The organism is Amycolatopsis sp. NPDC102389 (assembly GCF_044765885.1).
Taxonomy (GTDB): domain Bacteria; phylum Actinomycetota; class Actinomycetes; order Mycobacteriales; family Pseudonocardiaceae; genus Amycolatopsis.
Genome location: NZ_JBIWKX010000032.1, coordinates 78319 through 94452, shown reverse-complemented (window position 1 = coordinate 94452; position 16134 = coordinate 78319). Strand labels below are relative to the sequence as shown.

Below are 16134 nucleotides of genomic sequence, written 5' to 3'. Positions count from 1 at the left end.
GGGGTTGGGGTGGTGGGGGGTGGGGGGGGTGTGGGGGGGGGGGGGGGGGTGGGCCCCCCCCCCCCCCCCCCCCCCCCACGACCCACCCGCACCGACCATGCCACGTTTGACTTACCCCTCTTTAAGAGAGCAGGCGGTACACCGTCTGTTCGCCGACCGTGGTGGCGGTGAAGTTCGCGGCGACCCATTCGGCGATCTCGTTCGAGCCGCCACCCGGCCCGCCGCCACGGCCGCCCTCGACGTAGTAGGTGATGTCGCCGTTCGCCACGTACTGCTGGAATTCCGCCAGCGTCGGCGCCGGATCCGAGCCGCTCCAGCCGCCGATGCCGATCACCGACTTCCCGCTCGCGAGCTCGAGACTCGCCGCCGACTGCGAACTCGCCGTCGCGGCCGCCCATTTCGTCGTGGTCGCCGCGAGTGCGGCCCCGATCTCCGCCGAGGAATCCTCTTCCATTCCCATACCCATTCCCCGCTCGCCACCGGTGGACGGGCCGGAGATCGGGATCGAGCCGGAATGCGACTGCGAAGCGGTTTCGATGCCGTACGCGGTGGTGCCGAGACCGATGGTCAGCACGCTGACCGTCGCGACGACGGCGACAAGCTTGCGCAGCGGCGGGACACCCACCAGCACGACGGTGGCGGTCACCAGGCCGAGCGCGACAATGGTCCAGCGCAGGGCGGGCAGCCAGTCCGCGTCACGGTCCAAGAGGATGTACGCCCAGACGGCGCTGGCCGCGATCATCAGCGACAGGAACACGCGGGGCGCGAGGTGTGCCCGGCCGCGCCACAGCGAGGTCCCGGAGATCGCCACCACCGCGGCGATCGACGGCGCCAGCGCGACCGCGTAGTACGGGTGCACGATCCCGCTCATGAAACTGAACACCAGCGCGGTGACGAGCATCCAGCCGCCCCAAACGATCAACGCGGCCCGAGTCCGGTCGGTCCCGGCGGCCCGCCTGGTGAACCACAGCCCGGCGACCAGCCCGATCAGCGCGGCGGGCAGCAGCCACGACACCTCGCCGCCGAAGCTGGCGCCGAACATCCGGGTCAGGCCGCTCTCGCCGCCGAAGCCGACATTCCCGCCGCCGGAACTCACGGAGCCGCCGGGGCCGCCGACCATCATGCCGCCGCCCATGCCGAAGATCCGGCCGAGCCCGTTGTAGCCCAAGGCCAGTTCGAGCAGGCTGTCTCCGTCCGAGCCGCCGATGTACGGCCGCGAATCGGTCGGCCACAGATCGACCAGCGCGATGAACCAGCCCGCCGAGACGACCACCGCGGCCACCGCGCCGGCCAAGTGCAGCAGGCGTTTGCCGAGCGAGGTCGGCGCCGCGACCAGGTACGCGAGCCCGAACGCGGGCAGCACCAGGAACGCCTGCATCATCTTGGTCAGGAAGCCGAATCCGATGGCGACGCCGGCGAAGGCCAGCCAACGCGGGCTCGCCTTTTCGATCGCGCGGATCGTGCAGTAGCCGCCGGCGATCAGCAGCAGCGTCAGCAGCGCGTCCGGGTTGTTGAACTTGAACATGAGCGCGGCGACCGGCGTGACGGCGAGCGCCGCCCCGGCGAACAGACCGGCGACCGGTCCGGAGGTCCGTTTCACCGTCAGGTACAGCAAACCGACCGAAGCGACGCCCATCAGCGCCTGCGGGGCCAGCACGGTGAAGCTGGAGAAACCGAAGAGCCGGGCGAACGCCGTCGTGACCCAGAGCGCGGCCGGTGGTTTGTCGACGGTCAGCACGTTCCCCGCGTCGAGGGAACCGAACAGCCACGCCTTCCAGTCCTGTGTGCCCGATTGCACGGCCGCCGCGTAGAACGAGTTGCCGTAGCCGGAGGCGGTCAGATTCCAGAAGTACAGCAGCGCGGTGGCGGCGAGCAGGCCGAAAACGGACGGCCGGACCCATCGGCCGGGTGGCTTCGTGGCGTTTTCCCCGACGTGGCCGGGTTCCGCCCGGGAAGCGAGTGCGGTGGTCATGGATCAGCTCTCCATCTCGGTGGCGGGACGGCGGCGGAACACCCAGCCGCGCAGCAGCAGGAAGCGCAGGACGGTGGCCGCGAGGTTCGCGAGCACGAGCGCGGTGATCTCCAGCGCCAGCCCCGGCGCGGTCATCGTGTGCAGCAGTGCCAGTGCGCCACTGGTGAGCGCGAGCCCGAGACCGAACACGATGAGCCCCTGGAACTGGTGCAGCCCGGCGCCTTGCCTGCCGCGGATGCCGAAGGTCAGGCGCCGGTTGAGCGCGGTGTTGCCGATCGCGGTCACCAGCAGCGCGAAGAGGTTCGCCGCCTGCGCGCCGGTGAACGTCCGTAGCAGCAGGAAAAGCACGAGGTAGGCGACGGTGCTGGCGACCCCGACGGCGGCGAATCGCACCAGCTGCCGCACGAGGCTCGGTGCCACCCCCGGTGCCCGAACCTGGATCGGCGCGCGGCCGAGTTGTTCGCGCAGACCGCTGATCGGGATCCGCCCGGTCATCGTGGCCTTGGTCAGCCGTGCGATGCCTTTGAGGTCGGCGGTCGCGGTGGCGAGGATGTTCACCGACGAGTCCGGGTCGTCCACCCAGTCGACCGGCACCTCGTGGATCCGCAGCCCGGCCTTCTGTGCCAGCACGAGCAGCTCGGTGTCGAAGAACCAGCCGGTGTCCTGGATGTGGGGGAGCAGCCGTTCGGCGACGTCGGCGCGGATCGCCTTGAACCCGCATTGCGCGTCGCTGAACCTCGCCGCCAGCGTGCCGCGCAGGATCAGGTTGTAGCAGCGGGAAATGAACTCCCGCTTCGGTCCGCGCACCACCCGCGCGCCGCGGGCGAGCCTGCTGCCGATGGCGAGATCGGAATGGCCGGAAAGCAATGGCGCGATGAGTGGCCCGAGCGCGGCCAGATCGGTCGAGAGGTCGACGTCCATGTAGGCGAGCACCGGAGCGTCCGAAGTGGACCAAACGGCACGCAACGCGCGGCCGCGGCCCTTTTCGTCGAGGTGCCGGACTTCGACGTCGTCGAACTCGCGGCTCAGCCGTTCGGCCACCCGCAGGGTGCCGTCGGTGCTGGCGTTGTCCGCCACGGTGATCCGGAACGGGTACGGGAACTGCTCCACGAGGTGGGCGTGCAGCCGCCGGATGCACGGTTCGAGGTCGGCTTCCTCGTTGTAGACCGGGATGACGACGTCGAGCACGGGGGAGCCGTCCGGGGCGATGGCGGGGCGGCCGGTGTCGGCGCCGGAGAGGATCGCGGTTGTCATAGCGTCAATCTCGGCCATCGCGCTGAGGTCGCCTTGTGCCCGAGCTGTGCTGTCGCTGTGTCCTGTCACGGGATTCACCGGCTCAGGTCGTAGACGGCGACACCGTCCACAGTGGTCGGTGTATAGGTCTCCGCGACCCAGTCGGCGATCCGCTCGGCGGCGTCGCTGCCGGTCTCCCCGCGCATCATCATGCCTTCGCCGAGGAAGTAGTGGATCTGTCCACTTCGGACGTATTCCTGGAACTGTTCCAGTGTGGGAGCCGGGTCCGTGCCGTTGAATCCGCCGACGGCCATGATGGGCGCGCCGCTGCCCAGCTGATAGCCCGCGGCGTTGTTGGAGCCCACGGTCGCCGCCGCCCAGGTGTATTTCGCGCTGTCCTGCCGGATCAGGGCGGCCAGCTCGTCGCCGGGCAGGCTCGTCCCGAGCAGCCCGCCGCCACCCATCCGCATACCCCGGCCCGTATCCGGCCCGGCGGAGGGAAGCGCGCCGGAATGCGGAGTGGCGGCGGTCGCGACCGTGTACGCCCCGGTGCCTGCGAGAACGGTGACCAGCGCGCCGACGGCGACCAGACGCCTTGCCACGTCAGGCAATCGCGAGGCGAAGAACACCAGGAACGCGCACAGCAGACCGGCCACGAGGATCGCGATCGCGAGCCCGGGGAGCCAGTCGGATTGCCGCGACAACAGGAGATACGCCGTCAGAGCGCTGAGGCCGATTCCCGCGCTCAACGCGCCCGCGGCGGCCGGATTCCCCCGTGCACGCCACAATTGGGTGCCCGCGATCCCGACGAGCGCGGCGACCGCCGGGGCGAGCGCGATCATGTAGTACGCGTGGATGATGCCGCCCATGTAGCTGAACACCACCGCGGTCACCTGGAACCAGCCGCCCCAGACGATCAGCGCCGCGCGTCCGCGATCGGTGCGCGGGGCCCGGCGCGTGAACCACAGCCCGGCGGCCAGCGCGACCGCGGCGGCAGGCAGGAGCCAGGCGATCCCGCCCGCCATCTCGCTGCCGAACAACCGATCCCAGCCCGTGCCGCCCCAGCCGCCGTTGGGATTCCCGCCGACGCTGCCGACTTCGTCACCGGTGATGCGACCGAAGCCGTTGTAGCCGAAAGCGAGCTCCCACAGGCTGTTCTCCTGCGAGCCACCGATGTAGGGCCGGTCGGCGGCGGGCCACAACGCGACGACGGCGAGATACCAGCCCGCGGAGACGAGGGTCGCGCTCAAGGCTCCGAACAGGTGCAGCAGGCGTTTGCCCATCGATGTCGGCGCGGCGATCAGGTAGGCGAGCCCGAACGCGGGCAGCACCAGGAACGCTTGCAGCATCTTGGCGAGGAAGCCGAAGCCGACGGCGACCCCGGCGAGCGCCAGCCAGCGCGGGCTCGCCTTCTCCAGCGCGCGGACGACGCAGTAGGCGCCCGCGGTCAGGAGCAGGACGAGCAACGCGTCGGGGTTGTTGAAGCGGAACATCAGCGCGGCGGCCGGGGTGAGCGCGAGGACGGTGCCCGCCAGCAACCCCGCGGCCGGACCGGATGTCCGGCGCACGGCGGCGTACAGCAACGCCACCGAGCCGACGCCCATCAACGCCTGCGGCACCAGGACACTCCAGGCGTCGACGCCGAACAGGCGCGCGGAAAGGCTCATCACCCACAACGCGGCCGGTGTCTTGTCGACCGTGATCGCGTTCGCGGCGTCGCTGGAACCGAAGAACAACGCCTTCCAGCTCAGCGATCCGGCCTGCGCGGCCGCCGAGTAGAAGGCGTTGGCCCAGCCGGATTCCCCGAGGTTCCACAGGTACAGCACGGCTGTCGCGAGCAGAAGCGCGGCAAGGGACGGCCGGACCCAGCGCGGGTCGGCGGGCCTGCCTCGGGCGGGGGGAGCGGTTCGATCGGCTTCGTCGCGGGAGGCGAGGAGGGTCATGGCCTCAGCGTCAGGGGCCGACCTGGGGTGTGGTTGTGCCGAAGCTGTGCACCCGCTGTGAGGATTCGATCACCGGCAGATGGACGGCGAACTCGGTGCGCCCGGGACGGCTGTGCACCTCGATCGTGCCGTGGTGGGCCACGACGATGGCCGACGCGATCGCCATCCCGAGCCCGGTGCTCCCCGCCGTCCGCGACCGGGAGGAGTCGCCGCGGGCGAAGCGTTCGAACACGCTCGGCAGGAGGCCCGGGTCGATACCGGGGCCGTCGTCGGTGACGGTGAGCACCGCGGCCCCGCCGTGCGCGCGGGTCAGCGCGGTGATCACCCTGGTACCCGGCGGGGTGTGCGTGCGCGCGTTGGACAGCAGGTTCGCCAGCACCTGGTGCAGGCGCTGGACGTCGCCGCGGACGAGGACCGGGACCGGCGGGAGCCGGAGTTCCCATCGATGGCCCGGACCCGCCACGTGCGCGTCGCCGACGGCGTCCGCGGCCAGCCGGGCGAGGTCGACCTCGCCCGCTTCGAGCGGCCGCCCGGCGTCGAGTCTCGCCAGCAGGAGGAGGTCCTCGACCAGCGTCGTCATCCGGGCCGCCTCGGAGTGGATCCGCGACAGTGAACGCGCGATCTCCGGCGGCGCCTGCGCGCCGCCGCGGCCGGCGAGTTCGGCGTACCCGCGGATCGCCGCGAGCGGGGTGCGGAGTTCGTGGCTCGCGTCGGCGACGAACCGGCGGACCCGGGTCTCACTGGCCTGCCGGGCTTCCAGCGCCCGCGAGATATGCCCGAGCATGAGGTTCAGCGCCGAACCGACCTGGCCGACCTCGGTCCGCGGATCGGTGTCGATCTCGGGCACGCGCACGGAAAGCGCGACCTGACCGCGGTCGAGCCGCATCGCCGACACCCGGCCCGCGGTCGCCGCGACCCGGTCGAGCGGCCGTAGCGTGCGCCGGACGGCGAACGCGCCGAGGAAACCGGCGCCGGTCACCCCCGCCGCCGCGACCCCGAAGAGGATCCATCCGACGGTGGCCAGCGTGTCCTGCATCGGCCCGAGCGGGAGCCCGGTGACGACCACGCCGCCGGGGATCGAGGCGGCTTGCACGCGATAGTCGCCGAGCCCGCTGAGCGTCATCGTCATCGGCGGCCGGTCCGCCGGGATCGAGAACAGCCCGGATTCCTGCTCGGTCGACAATCCTTGCGGAAGTCCTTGCACGGTAAGGACTCCCGCGTAGAGCACGTGGTCACCGGAGACGCGCACGCTGAGCGTCCCGGAGGCCTGGCCCGGCGCGTTGAGCGGATTGGGACCGAGGCCGTCCTCCGGTGGCCGGTTCGCGAAGTCGTGGGCGCGGGCCGACGCGGCCGAAAGCTGATCGTCGATCTGGCGGGTGAGGAACGACCGCAGGGCGATCTCGCTGGCGACGCCGATCACCAGGCAGACGAAGGTGAGCAGCAGCACCATCGAGCCGGTCAGCTTGGCGCGCAGGGAAAGCCGCCCGGGCCGGGTCCACCGGCGCGGGCCGGTGGTCGGACCGGATGCCATGGCCCGAGGGTGCGCCGCGGTCGTATGCGCGCGTTGTGTCCCGCCTGTGAGCCCGCTGTGCGCTGTGGTCACGGGAACGCCGGTCCGTGAAGGCCTCCTTGCCTACCCTGAGGGTAGTGAAGGAGGCCTTCACTACCTGGGGGCGCGCGGAGAAGGCAGGGGTCAGCGGTCGTAGTCCACGGCCAGTTCGGGAGAGGTGGCCACCGCCCGGCAGGTCAGGATCCGCCCCGCCGCGACCTCGTCGTCGCCGAGCGCGTAGTGCACGTCCATCCGCGCGTCGCCTCGCACCACCGTCGCGCGGCAGGTGCCGCAAGCCCCGCCGACGCACGCGTACGGCGCGTCGACGCCGTGCCGGAGCGCGGCGCTGAGCACGGTTTCGCCCACCGTCGCGGGGATTTCGACGGTCTTGCCGCCCGCGGTCACCGTCAGGGTCGAGCCAGGGCGCCGCGAGGGCCGGACGGGAAGCGCGCCCTGGAACAGTTCGAAGTGGACGTTCTCCTCAGGGACGTCCCGGTCTGCCAGTGTCCGGCGGGCCATGTCGACGAGGTCGCGCGGGCCGCACAGGAACCAGTCGTCCACCTTCGCCGGGTGCAGCCGCGCCTGCAGCAGCGCGCGGAGGCGGGTGCTGTCGAGGCGGCCGCGCTGGTAGCGCTCGTGCGAGATGGCCAGCGCCTCGCCGACGATGTCGAACGGCTTCTCGATCCGTTGCGTGCGCAGGTCCGGGTCGCGTTCGTCGGTGCGGTAGTGCACCACGTGCAGCCGTCCGCCGAGGCGGGCGGCGAGGGCGCCGAGCTCGTCGGCGAACATCGTGCTGGCGCCGGAAGTGTTGATGTACAGCAAGGTCGCCTTGCTGTTCGGTTCGTTCCGCAGGGCGGCGGTCAGGATCGAGAGGATCGGCGTGATCCCGCTGCCCGCGGCGAGCGCGACGTAACGGCCGGCCCGGCCCCGCTCCGGGGTCAGCGTGAACTCCCCGTCCGGCGGCAGAACGTCCAGTACGTCGCCCGCCGCGAGTTCCGTGGTGGCGAACGTCGAGAACGCGCCGCCCAGCTGATGCTTGATCGCGATCCGCAGCACACCGGAGTCCGGCGTCGAGCAGATCGAGTAGGCGCGCCGCACCTCTTCCCCGTCGACCTCCGCGCGGATGACGAGGTGCTGGCCGGGAACGAACCTGAAGGTCTCCCGCAGCCGTTCCGGCACTTCGAACGTCACGGTGACGGCGCCCTCGCACAGCGGCCGGACCTCGGCGACCCGCAGCGAGTGGAACCGGCTCGGCCGCAGGGGCTGGGGTGCGGGCGGTTCCTCGTCGAACGAGCCGGTGAGCCGGCGCCATTCGCGGTACTCCGCCGAGGTCAGCTCGCGGCCCCACGGCGTCGCGATCGGCACGTCCCTGGCGAGGTAGGCGTCGCGGTTGTCCCGCCACGTGCGCAGGTACCGGTAGAACGGGATCGCCGGGTGGAGATGGTGCACCAGATGGTAGTTCTGGCACAGCATGATCGGCGTCATCAGCCATTCGAGCCCGACGCGGACGCGGGTGGCGCCGAACCGGTTCTGCCGCTGCGCGCCGAGGTCGTGATGCGGGAGCCAGTCGAACCACCAGGCCAGCACGGCCAGCCCGACGCGCTGCGGGATCAGGTAGACCATCAGCAGTTCCCAGCCGTACCCGCTCACCGTCAGCCAGGCGAAGGCGGCGAGGCTCAGCGCGACGACGGCCGCGGTCTCGATCCGCTCCGACGGCGGCCGCGTGCGCTGCCGAGCCACGTAGAAGCGGGCGTACCAGAAGTCGATGGTCAGCCAGCGCAGCGGCAACTGCCACCAGGGGCCGTGCGCGGTCCAGGCGTCGGGGTCGGTGTGCGCGTCCTCGTTGGTGTTGCGGTGGTGCTCGAGATGGATGTAGCGCACCAAGGGGAAGGAGCCGTAGGCCGCCACGAACGGCATCGCGAGCCTGCCGAGCAGTTCGTTGACCCAGGTGAGCTGCCCGGCCGCGTGATGCGTCGATTCGTGCAGCACGGTGAACATGGTGAAGGTGACGAGCGCGTGCAGGGGAATGGTCACCCAGAGCGGCGCGGCTTCGGTGACGACCAGCCAGGTGGCGCCCGTCCAGACCATGGCGCCGCCGGTGAACAGCAGCACCGTCGGCACCGAGACCATCGGCAGCGGCAGCCGCGGTTTGGGCACACCGCGTCCGGGTCTTCTCTCGGGCGATTCCCCCGTGTCCTCGGACCGGGTTACGGCGATGGTCATCGATCGTTCCCCCTCGGCCGATGGCTACCGGGACAAGCCGTCACACCGTAGACAATTAGTACTGGTTTGTAAACTTCATCCGAGTGCCGAAACGCCTCGTCACGGCGCCCGATGGTGAAGCGTCGCACGCATCCGTGTCCAGGAAAGGGTCGGTTCGTAACAGAGAAGAACCGAAAACTGGTCCGATCGGGTGGTCGGAGGCCTCTTGGTCCGAGGCTGTTCGAAACCTGTGACCGGCGGCGAGGGCGGGCTGGTGGCCCCGGGCCCGGACCGGTAAGCGACACGGCCTAGACTCGGACGGCCCGGTCTGCAAGGTGACCTGGGCACATCCGCCGTCGAAGACATGCGGATGCTCAAACACATCGTTTACCGCTCGAGGAGAATACGTTGAAGAGCACCGTCGAGCAGCTCAGCCCGACGCGAGTCAAGATCAATGTCGAGGTGCCGTTCGACGAGCTCAAGCCGAACTTCGACCGCGCCTACCGCAAGATCGCCCAGCAGGTGCGCATCCCCGGCTTCCGCCCGGGCAAGGCGCCGGCTCGCGTGCTGGAAAGCCGGATCGGGCGAGCCCCGGTGCTCGACGAGGTCGTCAACGAGGTCATTCCGGCCAAGTACATGGAAGCCGTGCGCGCGGGCGAGGTCCGCACGCTGGGCCAGCCCGAGTTCGAGGTGACCAAGCTGGAGGACCGTGAGGTCCTCGAGTTCACCGCCGAAGTGGACATCCGCCCGGAGATCTCGCTGCCCGACCTCGAAGGCTTCGCGGTCAGCGTCGACGACGTCGAACTGACCGACACCGAGGTCGACGAGCAGCTCGACGAGCTGCGCGCCCGCTTCGGCACCCTGACCGGCGTCGACCGCCCGGCCGAGAACGGCGACTTCGTCTCGATCGACCTCGCGGCCACCGTCGACGGTCAGGAGGTCGAGGAGGCTTCGACCACCGGGCTGTCCTACGAGATCGGCTCCGGCCAGCTCGTCGACGGCATCGACGAGGCGATCATCGGCGCGAAGGCCGGCGAGACCAAGACCTTCACCACGAAGCTGGTCGCCGGCGAGCACGCGGGCAAGGACGCCGACGTCACCGTCACCGTGCAGACCATCAAGCAGCGCGAGCTGCCCGAGGCGGACGACGAGTTCGCCCAGATGGCGAGCGAGTTCGACACGATCGACGAGCTGAAGGGCGACCTTCGCGACCGCCTCGGCCGCGTCAAGAAGATGCAGCAGGGCGTCCAGGCCCGCGACAAGGTCCTCGAGGAGCTGCTCGAGCGCACCGAGGTCGCGATCCCGGAGAAGGTCCTCGAGGCCGAGATCGAGAACCGCAAGCACGACGCGATCCACCCCTTCGACCACGACGAGGCGCAGTTCGCGAAGGCGCTGGAGGCCGAAGGCCGCACGATCGAAGAGTTCGACACCGAGGTCCGTGAGGAGTCGGAGAAGGCGGTCCGCACGCAGCTGCTGCTGGACAGCATCGCCGACGCCGAGCAGACGTCGGTCAACGACGGCGAGCTCACCGAGCGGATCATCTACCAGGCGCAGCGTTTCGGCGTCAGCCCGGACGAGTACGTCCAGCGGGCGCAGCAGTCCGGTCAGCTGACCGCGATCTACGCCGACGTCCGCCGCGGCAAGGCGCTGGCCTCCGTGGTCCGCAAGACCACCGTGACCGACGCTTCCGGCGCCACGGTCGACCTCGAAGAGCTCTTCGGCCCCGCAGCCGAGGAGACGCAGGTCACCGAGGAGACCGCGAAGACTGCGGCCGAGTAGGGAATATCCGGTCCGGGCGAAACGGACCGTAAAGCTGTAAGCGAACTTGGGCGGTGTCAGGCATTCTGCACCGCCCAAGTTCGTTAGGGTCGGTTGCAAGATCCTCAAGCATCTGGACATACGCGGCGGCGAACGTTCCACCCGCCGCCGTCGGCGAAAAGGCAGGCATGACGTGACGCAGCACACGCCCCAGGCGCGGACCGGTACCGCAGGGCTCAACCTCACCGACTCGGTCTTCGAGCGGTTGCTCCAGGAGCGCATCGTCGTCCTCGGCTCCGAGGTCAACGACGAGGTCGCCAACCGGATCACCGCCCAGTTGTTGCTGCTCGACGCAGACGACTCCGAGTCGGACATCCGCTTCTACATCAACTCGCCCGGTGGCTCGGTCACCGCGGGTTTCGCGATCTACGACACCATGCAGCTGATCCGCCCGGACGTCGCGACCTACGCGATGGGCCTGGCCGCGTCGATGGGGCAGTTCCTGCTCTCCTCCGGCACGCCCGGCAAGCGGTACGCGCTGCAGCACGCGCGCATCCTCATGCACCAGCCCTCGGCGGGTGTCGGCGGCACGGCCTCCGACATCGCCATCCAGGCCGAGGTGTTCGGCAAGTGGAAGCAAGAGCTGGCCCGGATCACCGCCGAGCAGACCGGCCAGACGGTCGAGCAGATCGTCAAGGACGGTGACCGCGACCGCTGGTTCACCGCGCAGGAGGCGAAGGACTACGGCTTCGTGGACCAGGTCCTCACTCGTGAGAACCCGCTTCCCAACAGCTGATCCGCGCCCGGCACACAGGAGAATTTCAATGAGCAACTTCCAGCTTCCGATCGGGTCGCAGGCGCCCGGGATGCAGTCGCGGCTCCAGCTGCCGCAGTCGCGGTACGTCCTGCCCTCGTACGTCGAGCGCACGAGCTACGGCATCAAGGAATCGAACCCGTACAACAAGCTGTACGAAGAGCGTCAGATCATGCTCGGCGTGCAGATCGACGACGCGTCGGCGAACGACGTGATGGTCCAGTTGCTGCACCTCGAGCACGAGGACCCGGACCGCGACATCATGATCCTGATCAACTCGCCCGGTGGCTCGTTCACCGCGCTGATGGCGATCTACGACACGATGCAGTACGTCCGCCCGGACATCGTCACCATGTGCATCGGCCAGGCCGCTTCGGCCGCCGCGGTGCTGCTGGCCGCCGGTACCCCCGGCAAGCGGTTCACGCTGCCGAACTCGCGCGTGCTGATCCACCAGCCCGCCACCGAGGGCACCTACGGCCAGGTGTCGGACCTGGAGATCCAGGCCAACGAGATCCAGCGGGTGCGGCGCCAGATGGAGGTCATCCTGGCGAAGCACACGAACAAGGACGCCGACGAGGTCAAGAAGGACATCGAGCGCGACAAGATCCTGACGGCCGACGAGGCCAAGGCGTACGGGATCGTCGACGAGGTGCTCGAGTACCGCAAGGCTTCGAGCAGCTGATCGCGGGAGGGGGACCGGTGCGTGTCGGGTGACGACACGCACCGGACCCCTGGTCTATGGTCAGCTTCTGGCGTGCTCAGATGTGACGTTGGTTCTCCCGTCGGCGGCATCGGACGGGTACCGTCAGTGGCAGTGTGTGAGGCTCCGAGCGGTCATCCGTGACCGGGGCGGTAAGACAGTCAGGCGCGTACATCGCGCCGGAGGGGACGAGGTCAACGGCCATGGCACGGATCGGTGACGGCGGCGACCTGCTGAAATGTTCTTTCTGCGGCAAGAGCCAAAAGCAGGTGAAGAAGCTCATTGCCGGCCCCGGGGTCTACATCTGCGATGAGTGCATCGATCTCTGCAACGAGATCATCGAAGAGGAACTGGCCGAGGCCGGTGAGGTCAAGCTCGACGAGCTGCCCAAACCCGCCGAGATCCACGAGTTCCTCGAGCAGTACATCATCGGCCAGGACGACGCGAAGCGATCGCTGGCCGTGGCGGTGTACAACCACTACAAGCGTGTGCAGTCCGACGACAAGGCCGGGCCGAAGGATTCCAAGGACGAGACCGTCGAGCTGGCGAAGTCCAACATCCTGATGCTGGGCCCGACGGGCTGCGGCAAGACCTACCTGGCCCAGACCCTGGCGAAGATGCTGAACGTCCCGTTCGCGATCGCGGACGCCACGGCGCTCACCGAAGCCGGGTATGTGGGCGAGGACGTCGAGAACATCCTGCTCAAGCTGATCCAGGCGGCGGATTACGACGTCAAGCGCGCCGAGACGGGCATCATCTACATCGACGAGGTCGACAAGATCGCCCGCAAGTCGGAGAACCCGTCGATCACCCGCGACGTGTCGGGCGAGGGCGTGCAGCAGGCGCTGCTGAAGATTCTCGAAGGCACCACAGCGTCGGTGCCCCCGCAGGGCGGTCGCAAGCACCCGCACCAGGAGTTCATCCAGATCGACACGACGAACGTGCTGTTCATCGTGGCCGGCGCGTTCGCCGGGCTGGAGAAGATCATCAACGAGCGGGTCGGCAAACGCGGCCTCGGGTTCGGCGCGGAGATCCGCACCAAGGCCGAGATCGACGAGAGCGACATCTTCTCCGACACCATGCCGGAGGACCTGATCAAGTTCGGGTTGATCCCGGAGTTCATCGGCCGGCTCCCGGTCGTGGCGACGGTGACCCACCTCGACAAGGACTCGCTGGTCAGCATCCTGACCACGCCGCGCAACGCGCTGGTGAAGCAGTACAAGAAGCTCTTCGAGATGGACAACGTCGAGCTGGAGTTCACCAAGGCCGCGCTCGAGGCCATCGCCGACCAGGCCGTGCTCCGCGGCACCGGTGCCCGTGGCCTCCGCGCGATCATGGAAGAGGTCCTGCAGCCGGTCATGTACGACATCCCCAGCCGCGACGACGTCGCGAAGGTCGTCATCACCGAGCAGACCGTCCGCGAGAACGTGAACCCGACGATCGTGGCACGTCAGCCGTCACGCCGTCGCAGCAGCGAGCGCGGCGAGAAGTCCGCCTGAGAGCGAGCTTTCCCCACCGATGCCCCGGCCGGATCCCTCCGGCCGGGGCATCGGTTTCTCCGGCCCGGTCCGGCCGGTGACCGGACCGGGATAGGATGCGAAGGTGCCGCTGACTCCCACGAAGGACGAGAACGAGGCTCCCGAGCTGGCAGCCGCGAGTCCACGCGAAGTCAGGGGACTCGTCGAACTCACCGAACGCATCGTCGTCGGGGCCTACCGCGGGCATCCGTGGATCCCGCGCGCGCTGACGATCGCGCTGGGCGTGCTGGTGGCGACCTGCCTGGTGGCCGGTGTCGTCCGGTTGTCGCCCCTGCCGCTGATCCCGCTGCCGTTCTTCGCCGTTTCGGCGTACGCGCTAGTCCGGCTCAAGGCGGCGCGGAGCGCGGAGGCGAACCAGCCGCTCGTCGCCTGGACCGGGCTGTTCACCGGCGCGACGCTCGCCGGCTTCTGGTTGATCTCGATGGCGGGACGTTGGCTCGGCTGATCGGCCCGGCTCCGTTTCCGGACTTCCCTCCGTTAGCAGGGTTTCAGAATCGTCTACACGGGGTAAGACGAGTCCGTGACAGTCACCGCGGGCCCCTTCTCCCACGTGGGCCTGCTCTACTCCGGTGACGCCGAGTACCTGGACGGTACGGTTCCGTACATCCTGGAGGGTTTGAAGCTCGGCGAGCCCGTCGCGGTGGCCGTCCCCGGCCGGAACCTGACGCTGATCGAAGCGGCCCTGGGCGATTCCGCCGCCGAGGTCGAGCTCATCGACATGACCGAGGCGGGCCGCAACCCGGGCCGCATCCTCCCGGGTGTGCTGCTCGCGTTCGCGGACAACCGCCCTGGCCCGGTCCGGATCATCGGCGAGCCGATCTGGGCGGGCCGGTCGGCTCTCGAGTACCCGGCGTGCGCGCAGCACGAGGCGCTGATCAACTTCGCCTTCGGGGAGCGTGAGCTCGGCATTCTTTGCCCGTACGACCGGAACCGGCTCGAAGACGACGTCCTGGCCGACGCCGAGCGGACCCATCCGACCCTCTCCGGCGCCGGAGGGGATCGCCCGAGCGCGGGTTACGCCCCCGACGCGGTCGTCGAGAAGTACAACCTCCCGCTGCCCGAACCGCGGGCGGCCGACGCGTTCCGCTTCGACCTCGCCCGGCTCGGCGCGGTGCGGAGTTTCGCGCAGGTCCGGGCCGTGGAGAGCGGACTCGAGCGGGAGCGGGTGGAAGACCTCGTACTCGCGGTGGCGGAACTGTCCGCCAACAGCGTGCTGCACGGTTCCGGTCACGGCGTCGTCCGCATCTGGCGTGAAGAGGGCTACGTGCTCTGCGAGGTCATCGACGAAGGCACGCTGAGCGATCCGCTGGCGGGCCGCCGTCCCGCCTCGCCGGGACAGATCGGCGGCCGCGGTCTGGTGCTGGTGAACCAGGTCGCCGACCTGGTCCGGCAGTACCTCAGACCGGGCTGGACCGTGACCAGGATCTACTTCCGCGCCTAGGCGTTCTTCGGGACGTGCTTGCCGAGGAACGCGATCAGGCTCGGCACGACCGTCCGGTTGAAGGTGTCGCCGTGTTTGCCGCGCGCGGTGTGCGCGACCATGGGCCGCGCCTCGGAGATGAACTTCCGTACCCCGCCGATGAACGGGTCTTCGGTCCCGCACCAGATCCCGGTCGGCACGCTTTTGGTGACGTCGATGTGGCGCAGCGGGTCCAGCGAGCCCCAGTCGGCGGCGTCGCGGAACGCGCGTCGTTTGCTCATCTCGGCCCACGAGGTGATCAGCGCGGGCGCGAGGGCCGCGACCGCGGCGGGCGGGCGACGGCGTTCCAGACGGCGCCGGGTGTACAGCAGTGCGCCGAAGCCGCCCATCGAAAGCCCGGTGGCGGCGAACGGCAGCCCGTCCCGGCCGCCGAGGCCGCGGGCGGCCAGCCAGCGGGGGACCTCTTCGAGCAGCATCGCCATCGGGTTGTCGCCCGGTTTGTTCTCGTGCCAGTAGTGGTCACCGCCGTCGACGGCGACGAACCCGAACGGGGGCACGGCCTTGCGGGCGACGTCGCTGCCGAGCTGCTTCAGCAGCCCTGTCGGGGCCGCGTGCCGCGCGGTGCCGTGGAGGCCGTGCAGCATCAGCGACATCGGCAGGCCCTTGGGCGGCGCCTTGGTGGGCAGCATGAGCACGAGATCGACCTCGCGGCCGCGGGCTTCGGAGTAGACGCGTTCGACACGGGGGCTGCCCAGCTGGGTGGCCGGGGTCGGCGACGCGACGCCGAGCGCCCGCTGGAGCGCTTCGCTGAACGGCAGGGCTCCGGTGGCGGTTCCGGCGGCGAGCCCGGCGACGCCGAGACCGGAGGCACCCGCGATCAGCACGGAACGACGGCTCAGCCACCGGCGGGCACCGTCCACCCCCGGCAGCGTCGTGTGCCCCTGGTCGTCCTCGTTCACCGATCCCCGTTCCCCCGTGTTGAGCTTCCACCAGGTCAGACGCGCG

Annotated in this window: 12 protein-coding genes; 6 read left to right on the top strand and 6 right to left on the bottom strand. The window is 69.6% G+C overall.

The features are described 5' to 3' along the window. Positions 1–121 precede the first annotated feature (121 nt). The 5 genes from ACIRGA_RS25320 to ACIRGA_RS25300 all read right to left on the bottom strand — a co-directional run bounded on the left by ACIRGA_RS25320 (position 122) and on the right by ACIRGA_RS25300 (position 8854). Positions 122–1972 carry a glycosyltransferase family 39 protein gene (locus tag ACIRGA_RS25320; RefSeq protein ID WP_400945080.1) on the bottom strand — a complete coding sequence of 617 codons (1851 nt, stop codon included), beginning with the start codon at positions 1970–1972 and terminating at the stop codon, positions 122–124. Between the two features lie 3 nt (positions 1973–1975). Beyond that, on the bottom strand, positions 1976–3226 hold the full coding sequence (locus tag ACIRGA_RS25315) for a glycosyltransferase (protein ID WP_400945078.1): 1251 nt from the start codon (positions 3224–3226) through the stop codon (positions 1976–1978). 74 nt (positions 3227–3300) lie between these two features. Next, positions 3301–5148 (bottom strand): ArnT family glycosyltransferase, encoded by a 1848-nt coding sequence (locus ACIRGA_RS25310; protein WP_400945076.1) that lies wholly within the window; start codon positions 5146–5148, stop codon positions 3301–3303. A gap of 10 nt (positions 5149–5158) precedes the next feature. Further along, complete coding sequence (locus ACIRGA_RS25305; RefSeq protein ID WP_400945074.1) at positions 5159–6679, bottom strand: sensor histidine kinase; 1521 nt, start codon at positions 6677–6679, stop codon at positions 5159–5161. A 162-nt stretch (positions 6680–6841) separates the two neighbouring features. Continuing rightward, positions 6842–8854, bottom strand: coding sequence for a fatty acid desaturase (locus ACIRGA_RS25300; RefSeq protein ID WP_400945104.1), 2013 nt, complete (start codon positions 8852–8854; stop codon positions 6842–6844). Between the two features lie 453 nt (positions 8855–9307). Between ACIRGA_RS25300 and tig the strand changes: the two genes are divergently transcribed. The 6 genes from tig to ACIRGA_RS25270 all read left to right on the top strand — a co-directional run bounded on the left by tig (position 9308) and on the right by ACIRGA_RS25270 (position 15150). Beyond that, positions 9308–10678, top strand: coding sequence for a trigger factor (gene tig / locus ACIRGA_RS25295; protein ID WP_400945072.1), 1371 nt, complete (start codon positions 9308–9310; stop codon positions 10676–10678). A 172-nt stretch (positions 10679–10850) separates the two neighbouring features. Further along, positions 10851–11453, top strand: a complete 603-nt coding sequence (locus ACIRGA_RS25290; protein WP_016332353.1) for a ClpP family protease — start codon at positions 10851–10853, stop codon at positions 11451–11453. Between the two features lie 28 nt (positions 11454–11481). Further along, positions 11482–12153, top strand: a complete 672-nt coding sequence (locus ACIRGA_RS25285; protein ID WP_016332354.1) for an ATP-dependent Clp protease proteolytic subunit — start codon at positions 11482–11484, stop codon at positions 12151–12153. A gap of 221 nt (positions 12154–12374) precedes the next feature. After that, positions 12375–13670, top strand: a complete 1296-nt coding sequence (gene clpX, locus ACIRGA_RS25280; RefSeq protein WP_400945069.1) for an ATP-dependent Clp protease ATP-binding subunit ClpX — start codon at positions 12375–12377, stop codon at positions 13668–13670. Positions 13671–13773: 103 nt separating this feature from the next. Further along, positions 13774–14154 (top strand): hypothetical protein, encoded by a 381-nt coding sequence (locus ACIRGA_RS25275; RefSeq protein WP_400945067.1) that lies wholly within the window; start codon positions 13774–13776, stop codon positions 14152–14154. A 75-nt stretch (positions 14155–14229) separates the two neighbouring features. Then, positions 14230–15150 (top strand): anti-sigma factor RsbA family regulatory protein, encoded by a 921-nt coding sequence (locus ACIRGA_RS25270; protein ID WP_400945065.1) that lies wholly within the window; start codon positions 14230–14232, stop codon positions 15148–15150. Here the strand turns inward: ACIRGA_RS25270 and ACIRGA_RS25265 are convergent. Next, a complete protein-coding gene (locus tag ACIRGA_RS25265) occupies positions 15147–16088 on the bottom strand; it encodes an alpha/beta hydrolase-fold protein (protein ID WP_400945063.1) in 942 nt (313 codons plus the stop codon). The two genes, ACIRGA_RS25270 and ACIRGA_RS25265, sit on opposite strands and share 4 nt — an antisense overlap. Between the last annotated feature and the right edge of the window lie 46 nt (positions 16089–16134).

What these genes read in the sequence shown, in the direction of transcription:
- ACIRGA_RS25315 (WP_400945078.1), bottom strand. Translation starts at nt 3,226, where the DNA reads ATGACAACCGCGATCCTCTCCGGCGCCGACACCGGCCGCCCCGCCATC.
- ACIRGA_RS25320 (WP_400945080.1), bottom strand. Translation starts at nt 1,972, where the DNA reads ATGACCACCGCACTCGCTTCCCGGGCGGAACCCGGCCACGTCGGGGAA.
- ACIRGA_RS25310 (WP_400945076.1), bottom strand. Translation starts at nt 5,148, where the DNA reads ATGACCCTCCTCGCCTCCCGCGACGAAGCCGATCGAACCGCTCCCCCC.
- clpX (WP_400945069.1), top strand. Translation starts at nt 12,375, where the DNA reads ATGGCACGGATCGGTGACGGCGGCGACCTGCTGAAATGTTCTTTCTGC.
- ACIRGA_RS25305 (WP_400945074.1), bottom strand. Translation starts at nt 6,679, where the DNA reads ATGGCATCCGGTCCGACCACCGGCCCGCGCCGGTGGACCCGGCCCGGG.
- ACIRGA_RS25285 (WP_016332354.1), top strand. Translation starts at nt 11,482, where the DNA reads ATGAGCAACTTCCAGCTTCCGATCGGGTCGCAGGCGCCCGGGATGCAG.